The sequence below is a fragment of the Roseomonas marmotae genome (assembly GCF_017654485.1).
In the GTDB taxonomy this organism is placed as follows: Bacteria; Pseudomonadota; Alphaproteobacteria; order Acetobacterales; family Acetobacteraceae; genus Pseudoroseomonas; species Pseudoroseomonas marmotae.
Genome location: NZ_CP061091.1, coordinates 155,552 through 171,588, shown reverse-complemented (window position 1 = coordinate 171,588; position 16,037 = coordinate 155,552). Strand labels below are relative to the sequence as shown.

Sequence of the window (16,037 nt, the reverse complement as noted above, 5' to 3'; positions counted from 1 at the left end):
AAGCTCCAGTCTGCGTCAGGTAAAGATCGCTCGGGCCGGCGGATTCCGGCGCCCGGTCCCGCGTCCGCTCCGTGGTGGTGGCTCCCCTTCCTTCGTGTCGCCAGCCGCCTCCCTGATGAGATCGTCGGGTTCTGCCGATAACCGGACAGGCTCCGGCCAGGATGCTCCCGCGCTCATACCAGACGGCATGCCAGCAGGCCGGCGCGCCCTCTGCAGAAAAACGGCCAGGGCTGCTCGGAACGCATACGAAAGGAACGGGGATTTCTGTATGATACCGGAGGGAATGGCCGGGCCGGGATAGTTCCGGCAGCGCTGTGGATTTCCTTGACCTGTCTGCAACCTTAAATCACATAATCGAGAGTACAGTAGGTATCACGATGCGCTTGTATGGCCATCTCCGTTCCTTCGCCACCTGGCGGGTGCGGATCGCCCTGGCTCTGAAGGACCTCGATGTCACGCTCGTAGAGCAGCTGGCACCGGGAGACGAATTCGCGCCGGCCGGCCAGGCCCCGGCCGACCCGCAGAATATGATCCCGGTGCTGGAGACCAATGACGGACTGCGGCTGAGCCAGTCCCTCGCGATCGTCGAATGGCTGGAAGAGATGTGGCCCAGCCCGGCGCTGCTGCCGCCCGAGCCCACCAGGCGCGCCCGCATCCGCGCCTTCGCCCTGGCCAGCGCCGGCGACATGCATTCGCTGCCGACCGAGCGCAGCCTGGCGCAGTTGCAGAATCTGGGGCTGCCGGAGCCACCGCTGCGCGCCTGGGCGCGGCAGGCGCTGAGCGGCGGCCTGGAGACCTGCGAGGCGCTGCTGGACCCGACCGCCGGCCCCTTCTGCTTCGGCGATACGCCGGGTCTGGCGGATCTCTGCCTCGTGCCGCAACTCGCCATGGCCCGGCAGTTCGGCGTCTCCATGAGCTTCCCGCGCCTGCTGGCCGCCGAGGCCGCCTGCCTGACCCTGCCGGCCTTTCAGGTCAGCCGCCCCCTTGCCCTTCCCTGAGAGAGACGGACGCCGCCATGATCCGCTGCCCCCCGCGCCCCTGCGCCCTGGCCGGCGCCCTGCTGGGCCTGCTGGCGCTGCCGCTGCCCGCGGCGGCACAGCTCCGCAGCATGACCGTGCCGGCCGATGTCGCCGTGGCGGTGGCGCCGCGCGGGCAGGCCGCGCCCCGGCTCGCCGCCCCGGCTTCCACCCCCATGGAGGATGCGGGCGCACCCGTCATCCTCCCGCCCGGTCAGGGGCTGATGGGGGCGCCGCTGCTGGGCGCGCTGCTGCCAGCCGCGGCCGGCGCGCTGCTGGGTTCCTCCCTGGCCGGCGGCGGCGGGGGCGGTAGCGGACCGGTTCGCACCCGATAACGCCGATCAGCCCCTCGACGTGGCGGCCTAAGCGCAGCATTCTGCCGGCCTCCATGTGGTGGCCCGGTGCCTCGCGCCGTGCCGCCTGATGCCAAGGACGGAGGGGATCATGGCTGAACGGAACGGCGCCATCGCACGGGCGAGGCAGTTCTTCGACCAGGGCAGCTTCAAGGCCCTGCTCTCCGACCTCGTCGCCATCCCCTCCACATCGCAGGAGCCGGGGCGGGAAGAGGCGCTGCACCATTACCTCGAGAGCGGCATCCGCCCCTGGGTGGAGCGGATGGGCTTCCAGGCCGCGCTGCACGAGAATCCGGAGCCCGGCTTCGGTCCCATCCTGATGGCCACGCGCATCGAGGACCCCGCCCGCCCCACCGTGCTGCTCTACGGCCATGGCGATACCGTCGCGGGGCTGGATGCGCAGTGGTCGGAAGGGCTTTCCCCCTGGACCCTCACGGAGCGGGATGGCCGCTGGTACGGGCGCGGCACCGCCGACAACAAGGGCCAGCACGTGCTGAACCTGGCGGCGCTGGAGGCCGTGCTGGCCGAGCGCGGCGGCAAGCTGGGCTTCAACGTCAAGCTCGTGCTGGAGATGGCCGAGGAGCGTGGCAGCAAGGGCCTGCGCAAGTTCATCGCCGCCCAGGCGGAAGCCCTGGCGGCCGATGTGCTGATCGCCTCCGACGGCCCGCGCGTGGAGCCGGGCCTGGCCACCATCGCCACTGGCACGCGCGGCACCTTCCATTTCGACCTGGCGGTGCGGCTGCGCGAGGGCGGGGTGCATTCCGGCCACTGGGGCGGGCTGACCAGCGACCCGGCGGTGATCCTGGCCCATGCGCTCTCCACCATCATGGACCGCAACGGCAAGATCCTGGTGCGGGGCTGGCTGCCCTCCGGCGGGCGGGACGGCGCGCCGCCCGAGATCCGGAAGGTGCTCCAGGACTGCCCGGTGGGCGGGGCCGAGGGCGCGGCGACGATCGACGAAGGCTGGGGCGAGCCGGGCCTGACATCGGCCGAGAAGATCTATGGCTGGAACAGCTTCATCGTCCTGGCCATGGTCAGCGGCGTGCCGGAGAATCCGGTGAACGCGGTGGCGCCTCATGCCGTGGCGCATTGCCAGATCCGCTACACCGTGGATACCGACCCCGAGACCTTCGAGGCCGCGCTGCGCCACCACCTCGATATCCACGGGCTGGAGACGGTGCGGATCGAGAATGCCGGCCTCCGCATGCCCGCCAGCCGCACCGCGCCCGACCATCCCTGGGTGCGTTGGGCTCAGGAGAGCATGGAGAAGAGCCTGGGCAGCCGGGTGCAGATCATCCCCAACAGCAGCGGCGGCCTGCCGGGCGATGTCTTCATCGACCACCTCGGCGTGCCGCTGGTCTGGGTGCCGCACAGCTACAACGGCTGCAAGCAGCACGGGCCGGATGAACACCTGCTGATCGCCCCGGCACGGGAAGGCATCGCAGCCTTCGCGGGCATGTGGTGGGACCTGGGCGAGGCGGGCACGCCCTCCCGTTGAGAAGGCCAGGGGGCATTTGCCCCCTGGAACCCCCGCAGAGGGCTCTGCCCTCTGCACGCCCGCCGGGGTGGAAAGTCCACCCCGGACCCCGCTTCGAATTGGGGGCCGCGCTGGCAGCCCAAGGCGCGCCGCAGGCGTGATTTATTCAATGGACCACGCGGGCTGAGCCCGCAGTCGCTGGAGGTCGATGACCTCCGGCGGAACCCGCCTGCCACCAGGGCCAATGAATGGCGGGGTCTGGGGTGACACTGTCACTCCAGCGGGAAAGGTCTGGAGAGGGCAGCGCCCTCTCCAGCGCGTTTCACCCTCGCAGCACCGCCCCCGTCGCCTTCGCCACGGCGGCCACGATCTTCGTGCCCACCGCCTCGATCTCCGCATCCGTCATGCTGGCCGTACGCGGTTGCAGCGTGACTTCCAGCGCCAGGGAGACCTTGCCTTCCGGCAGGCGCTCGCCGGCATAGCGGTCGAAGAGCGTCACATCCGTGATGAGGTTCCGCTCCGCGCCACGCGCCGCGCGCAGCAGGTTCTCCGCCGGCACCGTGGCATCCACCAGGAAGGCGAAATCACGCCGCAGCGGCTGGAAGGCCGGCAGGTCGGGCGCCGACTTCTTCTTGCGCTTGGGGTCGGGGATGGCGTCCAGGAAGACCTCGAAGCCCACCGCCGGGCCGGGCAGGTCCAGCCTGGCGCGCAGGCTCGGGTGGATTTCGCCGAAGGTCGCCAGCACCGTCTTCGGCCCCTGGCGCACCACGCCGGACCGGCCGGGATGATAGAAGCCCGGCGCATCGGCGGTGACGGAGAGTGCCGCCGCAGGCACGCCCAGCGCCGCCAGCACGGCCAGCGCGTCGCCCTTGGCATCCATGGCATCCACCGCGCGGGCCGGCGCGGCCCAGTGGCGCGGCGTCTCGCCGATGCGGATACCAGCGGCCACCGCCGCCTGGCCGGCGGGGGTGATGTCCCGGTAGGCCGCGCCGATTTCCGCCAGCGCCACATCCGGGTAACCGCGCGCGGCATTGCGGCTGGCTGCCGTCAGCAGGCTGGCCAGCGGCGTCGGGCGCATCTGGTCCAGGTCGGCGGCGATGGGGTTCTCCAGGCGCAGCGCGGCCGGGGTTTCCCCGAACAGCGCGGCCACCTTGCCGTCGATGAAGCCGAAGCTCACGCAGTCCAGCATGCCGCGCGCCGCCAGCATCCGGCGGGCGAGTACGCTGCGCGTCTGGCGCGGCGTCAGGCTGGGCAGCGGCACGGGCGAGGAGACGGGCAGCGAGACCGGCGGCACCGCATCCAGTCCGCGCAGGCGCAGCACTTCCTCCAGCAGGTCGCATTCCGGCTCGATGGCCGCGCAGCCCTCGGCGGCTGCCTGGGCGCGGTCCGCCGGCAGTTCCGGGTTCTGCGCCAGGGCACCGTCGCGGGAGGCGATGTCGTTTCGCCAGGAGGGGACGTTCACCGTCACGCCCTGCGCATCGCGGCCGGCCACCGTGAAGCCCAGCCGCTCCAGCCCTTCCACCGCCTCTTCCGGCGTGATGGGGGAGCCGCCGAGGCCGGCGATGCGCTCGAAGCGCAGATGCGCCGTGCGCTGCCAGGCTGGCTCGGCGCCGGCCGAGACGATCTCGGAAGCCTCGCCGCCGCAGAGCTCGATGATCATGGCCGTCGCCGCTTCGAGCGCGGCGGGCGGCAGGGCCTGGTCCACGCCGCGCTCGAAGCGGGAGCGGGCGTCGGAGCGCAGGTCGTGCCGGCGGCCGGAGAGCGCGATCCGCACGGGGTCGAAGAGCGCGGCCTCGATGAAGACCTCGGTGGTGCCTTCGTCGGAGCCGGAATACTCGCCGCCCATGATGCCGGCGAGGGATTCCACCGCCTCCGCATCAGCGATCACCAGATCCTCCGGCGTGACGCGCACCTCCTTGCCGTTCAGGGCCAGGAAGCTCTCGCCCTCGCGGCCCCGGCGGATGGTGAGGGTGTCGCCCTTCACCTTCTTCGCGTCGAAGACATGCAGCGGGCGGCCGAGGTCATAGGTGAACCAGTTGGTCACATCGACCAGGGCATTGATCGGGCGCAGGCCGATGGCGGTCAGCTTGTCCTGCAGCCATTGGGGCGAGGGGCCGTTCTTCACGCCCCGCACCGCGCGGCCCAGCACCCAGGGGCAGCCCTCCAGGTCCTCCACCGCCCAGTTCAGGGGCGAGGGATAGGCGGGCACCGCCGGCTGCGGCGCGAAGGGCTTTAGTGTGCCGAGGCCCGCCGCCGCCAGGTCCCGCGCCACGCCACGGACGGAGAGCGCATCGCCCCGGTTGGGGGTGACGGAGATCTCGATGACCGGGTCATCCAGCCCGGCCCAGACGGCATAGGGCTGGCCCACCGGCGCATCCGCCGGCAGGTCGATGATGCCCTCATGGTCGTCACCGAGGCCCAGCTCGCGCGAGGAGCACATCATGCCCTCGCTCTTCACGCCACGGATCTCGCCGACCTTCAGCGTGATGCCGGTGCCGGGCACGAAGGCGCCGGGCAGGCCCAGCACCGCCTTCATGCCGGTGCGGGCATTCGGCGCGCCGCAGACGACGGAGCGGATGACGCCATCGCCCACATCCACCTTGCAGGCACGCAGGCGGTCGGCATTGGGGTGCTGCACCGCCTCGATCACATGGGCGATGCGGAAGGGCGCCAGCGCCGCCGCGCGGTCTTCCACGCCTTCCACTTCCAGCCCGATGGTGTTCAGGGTGTCGGTGATCTGCTCCAGCGTCGCCTCGGTTTCGAGGTGCCGCTTCAGCCAGGACAGAGAGAACTTCATGGCGTCAGACCCCTTCCGCCAGGGTGGCAGGCGACAGCGGGCTGGTGCCGTAATGCTTCAGCCAGCGTACGTCGCTCTCGTAGAAAGGCCGCAGGTCGGGGATGCCGTGCTTCAGCATGGTGATCCGCTCGATGCCCATGCCGAAGGCGAAACCCTGCCACTCGCGCGGGTCGATGCCGCAATTGGCCAGCACCTTCGGGTGGACCATGCCGCTGCCCAGGATCTCTAGCCAGTCGCCGCCCTCGCCCAGCTCGCCGGTCTTCCGGTTCCAGCCGATATCCACTTCCATCGAAGGCTCGGTGAAGGGGAAGTAGGAGGAGCGGAACCGCACCGGCAGGTCGCGGATATCGAAGAAAGCCCGAAGGAAGTCGATCAGGCAGCCCTTCAGGTGGCCGAGCGTGATGCCCTTGTCGATCACCAGCCCCTCGACCTGATGGAACATCGGGCTGTGCGTCGCGTCATGGTCGGCGCGGTAGGTGCGGCCGGGCACGATGACGCGGATCGGCGGCGCCTGCGTGATCATGGTGCGGATCTGCACCGGGGAGGTATGGGTCCGCAGCACCGGGCGGCGGCCATCCGGGCCGGCGGGGAGGTAGAAGGTGTCGTGATCCTGCCGCGCCGGGTGATGGTCGGGGATGTTCAGCGCGCCGAAATTGTACCAGTCGGCCTCGATATCCGGGCCTTCCGCCACCGCGAAGCCCATGGCGCCGAAGATGGCGGTCAGTTCCTCGATGGTGCGGGCGATGGGGTGGATGGCGCCGGCTTCCGGCCCGGCGGGCGGGTAGGGGCGGGCGGGCAGTGTCACGTCCATCCGCTCGGCGGCCAGGCGCGCTTCCAGGGCGGCGGCGTCAAGCTCCACCCGGCGGGCTTCGATGGCCGCTTCCAGCACAGCCTTCAGCTGATTCACGGCGGCGCCGCGCGCCTTGCGTTCCTCGGGCGGGAAGGTGCCGAGCGCCTTCAGCAGCGCGGTCAGCGCGCCGCTCTTGCCCAGCGTCGCCACCCGCACCGCGTCCAGCGCGCGGGGGTCGGTGGCGGCGGCAAGGGCCGCCTCGGTATCGGTCTGGAGTTTCGCGAGGTCGTCGGACATCTGCATCCCGCCTGAGCCCTGAAAACGAAAGAAGCCGCCGAACGCCCAGGGCTGACCCCAGGCGGCGGCGGCTCCGTTTCTCGACACTCCCCCGGAAGGGAGTGGGGGAGATTACGCCTCGGCCGAAGCCGGCAGCGCCGCCTTGGCCTTCTCGACCAAGGCCGCAAACCCGGCGGCATCATCGAAGGCGATGGTGGCCAGGACCTTGCGGTCGATCTCGATATTCGCCGCCTTGATGCCGGCGATGAACTTCGAATAGGTCAGGCCCTGCTCGCGGCAAGCCGCGTTGATGCGCTGGATCCACAGGCCGCGGAACTCGCGCTTCTTGTTGCGGCGGTCGCGGTAGGCGTACTGCAGCGCCTTCTCGACGCGCTCGAGCGCGGGGCGATAGGCGGTGGAGGAACGGCCCACATAGCCCTTGGCGAGCTTGAGGACTTTCTTGTGACGGGCGTGGGCGGTTACGCCGCGCTTAACACGTGCCATAGGTCAGATCCTTCCTTACCGGGCCGAACCGTACGGCATCCACTGCTTCACCGTGTCACCATCCTGCTTGTCCAGCACGAAGGTGCCGCGGTTCTGCCGCTTCATCTTGTTGGTCTTGGCGGTCAGCATGTGGCGCTTGTTGCCGGCGCCAGCCTTGACCTGGCCGGTGGCCGTCAGCCGGAAGCGCTTCTTCACGCTCGACTTCGTCTTCATCTTGGGCATTTCGATCTCCTGAGTTCGGAAGCATCCGCCGTGAGGCGGACACGAAACCACGGCCGGGCATGCCCTACAGGCCCGGACGCGCGGGAAGAGGGCGGGGCTATAGCCTCATTGGCGCGGTTTCGGCAAGGGCCGGCGCCGCAGCAACTCCCGCAGCAGGCTGGCATAGCCTCGCGCATCGGCCAGCGCGTCGTGGTTGTGGTCATGCCCGCCCAGCCAGGATTCCGGCCAGGAGCGGCGCGCCACCACCGCCGCATGGTCGATACCCAGCACGCCCATGGCGAGCGAGCCGATATCCAGCGCCTCCCCATGGAACAGGCCGTGCTCGTCGCGCGGTGCCTGCCGCATCCGCAGCCCGGCGAAGCGGCGCAGATACCAGTCTATCCAGAAGGCGTCGAAGATCAGCGGACAGGCGGCGAAGACCGGCTTGGCCGGCAGCCCGCGCAGCCAGGCCACGAAGCGCGCCATGGCCTGCTCGGGCGGCAGAGGGTCGCGCCGGGCGGCCGCCCAGGCCTCGGGCTGCGTCGCCCACCACGCCAGGGTGCCGGCATCCCCGGTGGCGCCGGGCAGGGTGTCCAGCGTGGTGGAGAACTCGCCCCGCACGCCCTCCGCATCGGTGGCGACGCAGCCGAAGCTCAGCATTGAATGCGGCCCGGGGTCCGGCCCATCCGTCTCGATATCGACCACCAGATAGAGAGTCGAATCGATCACTGCGGCGCTCCAGCTTCGGGGAAGGGCATGGAAGCGCGGGACGGCGTGGCGGGAAAGCGCCGCCACTTCATTTGTCACGCATTCCGCCGCATATGGTCGGGCATGATTCCCTTCCGCAAGATGCACGGCCTCGGCAATGACTTCGTGGTGGTGGACGACCGCCGGACGACGCTGGGCGTCACCCCCGCCCGCGCCGCCGCCGCGGCCGACCGCCACCGGGGCATCGGCTGCGACCAGTTCATCGTGCTGGAACAGCCGGGGGAGGGTGCCGATGTCTTCATGCGGATCTACAACCCCGATGGCTCGGAAGCCGAGGCCTGCGGCAATGCCACCCGCTGCATCGCCAGCCTGCTGATGGCCGAGACGGGGCGGGACCGCGTGGTGGTCCGCACCCTGCGCGGCGACCTGCCCTGCGAGCGGCTGGCCGATGGCACCATCAGCGCCGATATGGGCCCGCCCAGCCTGGAATGGCAGGACGTGCCGCTGGCGCGCGCGATGGATACCGCGCATCTGCCGATGGAGCTGGGCGCGGTTTCCGACCCCGCCGCCTGCTCCATGGGCAACCCGCATGTCACCTTCTTCGTGGGCGACCTGGACGGGCTGGACTGGCAGGCCATCGGCCCGCGGGCCGAGCACCATGCCCTGCTGCCCGCCCGCGCCAATATCGGCTTCGCCCAGGTCATGGACACCGACCATATCCGCCTCGCCATCTGGGAGCGCGGGGCGGGGCCGACGCTGGCCTGCGGCTCCGGCGCCTGCGCCACGCTGGTCAATGCCCACCGGCGGGGCCTGACGGGGCGGCGCGCGCGGATCGACCTGCCCGGCGGCACGCTCACGCTGGAATGGCGGCTGGACGGGCATGTGCTGATGGCGGGGCCAGTGGCCACCGCCTTCCTCGGCCAGTTCGACTGGGACAGCCTGGCCGCATGACGGTGGAGGTCCTGAGCTTCGGCTGCCGCCTCAATACCTATGAGGGCGAGGCGATGCGCGACCTCGCCACCCGCGCCGGCCATGCGGAGACGGTGCTGGTCAATACCTGCGCCGTCACGGCCGAGGCCGAGAAGCAGGCCGCCCAGGCCATCCGCCGCATCGCGCGGGAACGGCCGGGGGTGCCGATCATCGTCACCGGCTGCGCGGCGCAGATCGCGCCTTCGCGCTGGGGTGCGCTGCCGGGCGTCGCCCGCGTCATCGGCAATGCCGACAAGCTGAAGCCCGAGGCCTGGGCGCCCGGCGCCCCCGCCGCCCCGGTCTCCGACATCATGGAAGCGCGCGGCGTGGCCGCGCATCCCGTCACCGAATTCACCGGCCGGGCGCGGGCGCTGATCGAGGTGCAGCAGGGCTGCGACCACCGCTGCACCTTCTGCGTCATCCCCTTCGGGCGCGGCCCCTCGCGTTCCGCCCCCATGGGCGCGGTGGTGCGGCAGGTGCGGGCGGCGGTGGAGGCCGGCTACCGGGAGGTGGTGCTGACCGGCGTCGATATCGCCAGCTACGGCCCCGACCTGCCAGGCAGCCCAACGCTGGGCCAGATGATCCGCCGGCTGCTGGCCCTGGTGCCGGAACTGCCGCGGCTGCGCCTCTCCTCCATCGACCCCGCCGCCATCGACGAGGACCTCTGGCGCCTGATCGGGGAGGAGCCAAGGCTGATGCCGCACCTGCACCTCTCCCTCCAGCATGGCGCGGACCTCATCCTGAAGCGCATGAAGCGGCGCCACAGCCGGGCGGATGCCCTGGCCGCCGCCGCCCGCGCCCGCGCGCTGCGCCCGGGAATCGCGCTGGGGGCCGACCTGATCGCCGGCTTCCCGACCGAAACCGAGGCGCAGTTCGAGGAGATGGCGGCGCTCGTGCGGGAGGCCGGGCTGCACTTCCTGCACGTATTCCCCTATTCGGAGAGGCCGGGCACCCCCGCCGCCCGGATGCCGCAACTGCCCACCGTCCTGCGGCGGCAACGCGCCGCCCGCCTGCGCGCCATCGGCGCCGAGGCGACCCAGGAATTCTACGCCGCCCGTATGGGCCAGGAGGAAGCCGTGCTGCTGGAACGTCCCGATGCCGGCCATACCGAGCATTTCTGCGCCATCCGCCTCGTCCGGGGCAGCGGCCCGCGCGGCCGGGTCGTCCGCGCCCGCGTGACCGGCGCCGATGCGCGCGGCCTGCTGGCCGAGGCGGCCTGAGCCATGGCGCTGCGTGATCTCTGGGCCAAGCTGACCGGCCGCCCCACCGAGACGGAGAAGCCGGAGGAGCAGGCCCCCGCCGCCGAGTCCCACCCCGCCGCGGCCGCCCCCGCGCCGGAGGAAACCCGCAGCCCGCCGCCGGAGCCCGAGGCCCCGCCGCCGCCGCTGCGGCCGGAAAACGCCCCCATGCCCCCGGCACCGGAGGAGACCCGCTCCGCTCTCCCGCCCGGCGACCTGCCGCGCCCGCCCACCGAACTGCCGCCGCGCCAGTTGCCGGAGGTGTCGCCCGCTCCGGCCGAGATCCCGGCCCCGGCGCCGAGCCCGGTCTCGACGCCCGCCCCGGCCGAGCAGCCGGCGCCGGAAACGCCCCCCTCCAGCCTGCCGCCGGGCTGGCAGCCCAGCCCCGCCGAGAGGCCGGCCCCCGTGCCGCAACCCGGCACGCCGGCGGAGGTGCCGCCCCCTGCGCCCTCCGAGCCCGAACCCCCCGCCACCGAGGCACGGGCCTTCGAGCCGGAACTGACCGAGCCCCTGCCGCCCGGCTTCCTGGACAGGCTGGAGCCTGAACCGGAGCCTGAACCCACGGCCGCCGTGGCGGAGGAGGAACCCCGCACCGGCTGGTTCGGGCGCCTGCGCGCCGGCCTCTCCCGCTCCACCGCCCGGCTGACCGATGGTCTGACGGGCCTCTTCGTGAAGCGGCGCCTGGACGATGAGGCGCTGGAGGAGCTGGAGGAGGCGCTGATCACCGCCGATCTCGGCGTCTCCGCCGCCGGCCGCATCGTCACGCAGTTCCGCAAGACGCGCTTCGGCAAGGAAGTGACGGACCAGGAGGTGAAGGAGGCGCTGGCCGAGGAGATCGCCGCCATCCTGGCCCCCGTGGCCCGGCCGCTGGAGCTGGATGCCAGCCACCGCCCGCATGTGGTGCTGGTGGTCGGCGTCAACGGCACCGGCAAGACCACCACCATCGCCAAGCTGGGCCAGCAATGGCGGGAGGCGGGCAGGAGCGTCACCTTCGTCGCCGGAGACACCTTCCGCGCGGCGGCGGTGGAGCAGTTGCAGATCTGGGGCAGCCGCACCGGCTGCGACGTGGTGGCCCCCGCGAAGCAGGGCGCCGATGCGGCCGGCCTGGCCTTCGATGCGCTGACCCAGGCGCGCCAGAAGGGCACGGAGGTGCTGCTGGTCGATACCGCCGGCCGGCTGCACAACAAGACCGCGCTGATGGAGGAGCTGCGCAAGGTCGTGCGCGTGATGCAGCGCGTGGACCCGACGGCGCCGCATTCCGTGCTGCTGGTGCTGGATGCCACCACCGGCCAGAACGCCACGCAGCAGTGCAAGGTGTTCTCGGAGATGGTGAATGTCACCGGCCTGGTGGTGACGAAGCTCGACGGCTCCGCCAAGGGCGGCATCGTCGTCGCGCTGGCGCAGGAATTCGGCCTGCCCGTGCATGCGGTGGGCGTGGGCGAGAAGGCGGCCGATCTGCGCCCCTTCTCGGCACGGGATTTCTCCAGGTCCCTGCTGGGCCTGAACTAGCCCCTGGCCGCCGCGGGATGGCCTTCCGCGGCGGCGCCCGGGAAGGGCTCAGAACTTCAGGCGCAGCCCGCCGGTGCGGCCGTTGTAGTTCCAGGCCACGGCGACATTGTTGCCGGCCTGCTGCCAGTTGACCGTCAGCGGGCCGAAATTCGATCCGCCGATGTTGATGTTGCCGAAGGACAGGCCACCGGCCACGGCTTCCATCTCCGCCTCGTTCAGTTCGCGCATGCCACTCTCAGGCACGGCATGGGTCATGGGCTGGGTCATGCTGGTCGTTCCTCGCCAAGGTGTTGGGACGCCCGAAGGCGCCGGGACGCTAATACGCCGCAGCCGGCACGCGGAAGAAAACCCTGCCCCTATCACGGCGCATTGATGGCCATGCCTGCGCCGCCTTCAGGACCGTGCCCGCCGGATTCCCGAACTATCCTGCATCCGCCGGGGTTCTTCAGAAATCCGCGACTCCCGCACAAGACCCTGTGATCCCCGGTCGATTGACGGGTGCGGGGCGATGCCCCTTCATGCCCGCAGCACCCTTTGCAACGGAAGGCGGAAGAGGTGATGCCGGAAGGCCATCCTCCTCATCACACCCCAGCCCCGCAGCCGCCTCCGCAGCAACAGACCCCCGGCGCATCCTTGTTCCGCCGCGACTTCCAGGAGGCGCAGGCACTGTCCTGGCTGGGGCAGCCCGTGCTGCCCGGCCACCTGCCGCTGCGGCTGATGGCCTGGGGGGCACTGCTGCTCACGGCGCTGCTGGTCGCCTTCATGGCTTTCGGCGAATACACGCGGCGCGTCAGGGTCCAGGGCGTCGTGCTGCCGTCCCAGGGGCTGACGCGCATCGTCGCCCCCACCATCGGCTGGGTGCGCGCCCAGCATGTGGCGGAGGGCGAATCGGTCCGCCAGGGGCAGGTGCTCTATGATCTCAGCCTGGACAGCACCACCGCCACCGGCGCCACCCAGGAAGCGGTGCTGGACCTGCTGCGACGCCGCCGTCAGGCCCTGGCCGAGGAACGTGCCCGCCAGGGCGAGATCGACCGGCTGGAGAAGCAGGGCCTGGCCATCCAGTCCGCCGACATGGACCGCGAGGCGGCGCAGGTGGAGCAGCAGATCCGCATCGCCACCGAGAATACCGCCCTTCTGGCGGAGATGCTGGACCGGCAGAGATCCAACATGCAGCAGGGCCTCGCCACCTCCCGCGACTATGAGGCGCGGCTGCAGAACTACATCGGCCAGCAGACCCAGCTGGAATCCCTCAAGCGCGAGCGCCTCGTGCTCGCCGGCCGCATCTCCGAGACGCGCAACAAGCTCGCCGGCTTCGACCTTCAGGCCGCCTCCCGCGCCGGCGAGCTGGAGCGCCAGATCATCGACATCGACCGCCAGCTGTCGGAGGCCGAGGCGAAGCGGGCCATCACCGTCACCGCGCCGCGCGGGGGCATCGTCACCAGCATCATCACCCAGGCCGGGCAGACGGTGGCGGCCGGCACGCCGCTGCTGACCATCCTGCCGGATGAGGAACCGCTGGAGGCACAGCTGCTGGCGCCCAGCGAGGCCATCGGCTTCGTGCGGGAGGGGGATCGCGTGCTGCTGCGCTACCAGGCCTATCCCTATCAGCGCTTCGGGCAGTTCCCCGGCACCGTCTCCGTCATCTCCCGCGCCACGCTGCGGCCGGAGGAGGTGGAGCAGCTGATCTCGGCCGGCGCGGGGCGGCAGCAGGCGCCCTCGCTCTACCGCATCACCGTACGGCCGGATCATTCCTTCGTCACCGCCTATGGGCGGCGCGAGCCGCTGCAGGCCGGCATGCAACTGGAGGCGCATATCCTGGCCGAATCCCGCCTGCTCTACCAATGGGTGCTCGACCCCCTCTACAGCCTGCGCGGCGCCCTATCGGCCGGCGGCGGTGGCGGCACGGCGCGCCGGGAGCCGCGCGCGTGAGCGGCGCCACCACCGCCGTCACCGCCCTGCTGGACCGGCTGGGCGGCGGGCGCGGGCCGATGCCCGTGGTCATCCAGTCCGAGGCCGCCGAATGCGGGCTGGCCTGCCTCGCGATGCTGGCCAGCCATCATGGACAGCGGGTGGATCTGGCGGCCATGCGGCGGCGCTTCGCCACCTCGCTGAAGGGCATGTCGCTGCGGGACCTGGTGGGCGTCGGCGGCCGCATGGGGCTGGCGACGCGCGCCCTGCGGCTGGAGATGGCGGACCTGCGCAAGCTGCGCCTGCCCTGCATCCTGCACTGGGACCAGAACCATTTCGTGGTGCTGGCGCGCCTGACGCCGCGCGGCGCCGTCATCCACGACCCCGCCATCGGCCGCCGGCGGCTCTCCTTGCAGGAAATCTCCCGCCGCTTCACCGGCGTGGCGCTGGAGGCTTGGCCGGCCGAGGGCTTCCAGAAGGGCGAGGAGCGCGCGCGCCTCAGCCTGATGGCCATGCTCCGCCGCACCGTGGGGCTGGGGCGGGCGATGGCGCAGGTGCTGGCGCTCTCCCTGCTGATGGAGCTGGCGGTCATCGCCATGCCCATCGCCTTCCAGCTCGTGGTCGACGAGGTGGTGGTGGCCGGCGACTACGACCTGCTGACGCTGATCGCGCTGGGCATGGTCGTGCTGCTGCTGCTGGAGGTGGGCTCGCGCTTCGCCCGCTCCTGGGCCGCCATGATCTTCGGCTCCAGCCTGGTGCTGCAATGGAAGGTCAGCCTCTTCGACCAGCTGATGCGCCTGCCGCTGGACTTCTTCGAGAAGCGGCATGTGGGCGACATCGTCTCCCGCTTCCATTCGCTGGACCAGGTGCGGGATGTGCTGACGACGCGCGCCGTGCTGGCGCTGCTGGATGGCGTCATGGCCATCGCCCTGCTGGCCATGATGGCGCTCTATGGCGGCTGGCTGGCGCTGGTGGCCCTGGCGGCGCTGGCGCTCTACCTGGCGCTGCGGCTGGCCGTCTGGCGTCCCTTCCGCCTGCTGTCGGAGGAGGCGATCATCCATGAGGCGCAGGAGAATTCCCACTTCATGGAAAGCGCCCGGGGCATGGCGAGCCTGAAGGCGCTGAACCTGGAGCCGCGCCGCCGCGCCGTCTGGATCAACCACCTGGTGGAGCGCGTCGGCGCCGCCATGCGGCTGGAGAAATTCGGCATCGGCTATACCGCCGCCGCCCAGGCGCTGTTCGGGCTGGACCGCATCCTGATCATCTGGCTGGGCGCGCGGGCCGTGCTGGCGGGGCAGATGTCGGTGGGCATGCTGATCGCCTTCCTGGCCTTCCAGGACCAGTTCACCAGCCGGGTGAACGGCTTCGTCGATACCTTGCTGGACCTGCGGATGCTCTCCCTGCACGGGGAGCGGCTGGCCGATATCGCCCTGGCCACGCCCGAGCCGGTGGGGGGAGGGGAGGGCAACCCGGCCCTGCCGGCGCCCGCCCTGGCCCGGCCGCCCGCCGCCCAGGCTGCCGCCGCCGAGGCCGCCGCCATGGCGCTGCGTGGCATCCGCTTCCGCTATGCCGACAACGACCCCGAGATCATCGCCGGGCTGAGCGAGGACATCCCGGCCGGCGCCTGCATCGGCGTCGCCGGCCCCTCGGGCTGCGGCAAGTCCACCCTGCTGCGCATCATGGCCGGGCTGATCCCGCCGACCTCGGGCCAGGTGCTGGTGGATGGCGTCCCGCTCTCCACCCTCGGCCCCGCCGCGCATCGCCAGCGGGTCGGCTGCGTGCTGCAGGACGACCGCCTCTTCGCCGGCTCCATCGCCGAGAACATCGCCGGCTTCGACCCCAACCCCGACGAGCACTGGCTGCAGCTGGTGGCCGATATCGCCGCCATCCACGCCGATATCCTGCGCATGCCCATGGGCTATGCCACCCGCGTCGGCGACATGGGCAGCACCCTCTCGGGCGGGCAGCGGCAGCGGGTGGTGCTGGCCCGCGCGCTCTACCGCCGCCCCGCCATCCTGCTGCTGGACGAGGCCACCAGCCACCTGGACGAGGCGACCGAGGCCCGCATCAACGACGCCATCCGCCAGCTGCCCATGACGAGGGTGCTGATCGCCCACCGCCCCTCCAGCCTGGCCGTGGCCGAGCGGGTGATCCGCCTGGGCTGAAGGCCCGCCTGCTGGGGCTTGGCCGATTTCAGGGCGCGCTGTGCAGCCTTCGCGCCCCTCGGGGGTTCTTCCGGCTGTGACACACCCGAGCCGCCCGCAACCCAGCCACCCTCCGGCCATCCCCGC

The 16,037-nt window shown here is 71.3% G+C and carries 14 protein-coding genes; 8 read left to right on the top strand and 6 right to left on the bottom strand.

The genetic code is table 11. The features are described 5' to 3' along the window. Window positions 1–377: 377 nt before the first annotated feature. From maiA to IAI58_RS00780, 3 genes are all read left to right on the top strand, one after another. Complete coding sequence (gene maiA, locus IAI58_RS00790) at window positions 378–998, top strand: maleylacetoacetate isomerase (RefSeq protein ID WP_207449340.1); 621 nt, start codon at window positions 378–380, stop codon at window positions 996–998. A 17-nt stretch (window positions 999–1,015) separates the two neighbouring features. Continuing rightward, entirely contained in the window at window positions 1,016–1,351 is a 336-nt protein-coding gene (locus IAI58_RS00785; protein ID WP_207449342.1) for a hypothetical protein, read from the top strand. A gap of 109 nt (window positions 1,352–1,460) precedes the next feature. After that, window positions 1,461–2,867, top strand: a complete 1,407-nt coding sequence (locus IAI58_RS00780) for a M20/M25/M40 family metallo-hydrolase (RefSeq protein ID WP_207449344.1) — start codon at window positions 1,461–1,463, stop codon at window positions 2,865–2,867. A 301-nt stretch (window positions 2,868–3,168) separates the two neighbouring features. Here the strand turns inward: IAI58_RS00780 and pheT are convergent, their stop codons facing one another. From pheT to IAI58_RS00755, 5 genes are all read right to left on the bottom strand, one after another. After that, window positions 3,169–5,643 carry a phenylalanine--tRNA ligase subunit beta gene (pheT, locus tag IAI58_RS00775; RefSeq protein ID WP_207449346.1) on the bottom strand — a complete coding sequence of 825 codons (2,475 nt, stop codon included), beginning with the start codon at window positions 5,641–5,643 and terminating at the stop codon, window positions 3,169–3,171. 4 nt (window positions 5,644–5,647) lie between these two features. Further along, window positions 5,648–6,730, bottom strand: coding sequence for a phenylalanine--tRNA ligase subunit alpha (gene pheS, locus IAI58_RS00770; RefSeq protein ID WP_207449348.1), 1,083 nt, complete (start codon window positions 6,728–6,730; stop codon window positions 5,648–5,650). A 111-nt stretch (window positions 6,731–6,841) separates the two neighbouring features. Then, complete coding sequence (rplT, locus tag IAI58_RS00765) at window positions 6,842–7,213, bottom strand: 50S ribosomal protein L20 (protein WP_120640717.1); 372 nt, start codon at window positions 7,211–7,213, stop codon at window positions 6,842–6,844. Between the two features lie 15 nt (window positions 7,214–7,228). Further along, window positions 7,229–7,435 (bottom strand): 50S ribosomal protein L35, encoded by a 207-nt coding sequence (rpmI, locus tag IAI58_RS00760; RefSeq protein ID WP_207449350.1) that lies wholly within the window; start codon window positions 7,433–7,435, stop codon window positions 7,229–7,231. A gap of 105 nt (window positions 7,436–7,540) precedes the next feature. Continuing rightward, the gene (locus tag IAI58_RS00755; protein ID WP_237182890.1) at window positions 7,541–8,143 is read right to left on the bottom strand and encodes a 3'-5' exonuclease family protein; all 603 of its coding nucleotides are present in this window, start codon (window positions 8,141–8,143) and stop codon (window positions 7,541–7,543) included. A gap of 102 nt (window positions 8,144–8,245) precedes the next feature. On the opposite strand from IAI58_RS00755, the gene dapF reads away from it, so the two are divergent. The 3 genes from dapF (at window position 8,246) to ftsY (ending at window position 11,838) form a co-directional block, all read left to right on the top strand. Beyond that, the gene (gene dapF, locus IAI58_RS00750) at window positions 8,246–9,073 is read left to right on the top strand and encodes a diaminopimelate epimerase (RefSeq protein ID WP_207449352.1); all 828 of its coding nucleotides are present in this window, start codon (window positions 8,246–8,248) and stop codon (window positions 9,071–9,073) included. Next, window positions 9,070–10,311: a tRNA (N(6)-L-threonylcarbamoyladenosine(37)-C(2))-methylthiotransferase MtaB gene (gene mtaB, locus IAI58_RS00745; protein ID WP_207449354.1), complete on the top strand. Its 1,242-nt coding sequence runs from the start codon at window positions 9,070–9,072 to the stop codon at window positions 10,309–10,311. The genes dapF and mtaB overlap by 4 nt, the downstream gene beginning before the upstream one ends. Before the next feature lie 552 nt (window positions 10,312–10,863). Beyond that, window positions 10,864–11,838, top strand: a complete 975-nt coding sequence (gene ftsY, locus IAI58_RS23430; RefSeq protein WP_419555858.1) for a signal recognition particle-docking protein FtsY — start codon at window positions 10,864–10,866, stop codon at window positions 11,836–11,838. A gap of 48 nt (window positions 11,839–11,886) precedes the next feature. Here ftsY and IAI58_RS00735 read toward each other — a convergent pair whose 3' ends face one another. Further along, the gene (locus IAI58_RS00735; RefSeq protein ID WP_207449356.1) at window positions 11,887–12,105 is read right to left on the bottom strand and encodes a hypothetical protein; all 219 of its coding nucleotides are present in this window, start codon (window positions 12,103–12,105) and stop codon (window positions 11,887–11,889) included. Window positions 12,106–12,471: 366 nt separating this feature from the next. Between IAI58_RS00735 and IAI58_RS00730 the strand changes: the two genes are divergently transcribed. Both IAI58_RS00730 and IAI58_RS00725 read left to right on the top strand, forming a co-directional pair. Continuing rightward, window positions 12,472–13,767 (top strand): HlyD family secretion protein, encoded by a 1,296-nt coding sequence (locus IAI58_RS00730; protein WP_207449358.1) that lies wholly within the window; start codon window positions 12,472–12,474, stop codon window positions 13,765–13,767. After that, window positions 13,764–15,911 (top strand): peptidase domain-containing ABC transporter, encoded by a 2,148-nt coding sequence (locus tag IAI58_RS00725; RefSeq protein ID WP_207449360.1) that lies wholly within the window; start codon window positions 13,764–13,766, stop codon window positions 15,909–15,911. Before IAI58_RS00730 ends, IAI58_RS00725 begins: the two co-directional genes overlap by 4 nt. The last annotated feature ends 126 nt before the right edge of the window (window positions 15,912–16,037 follow it).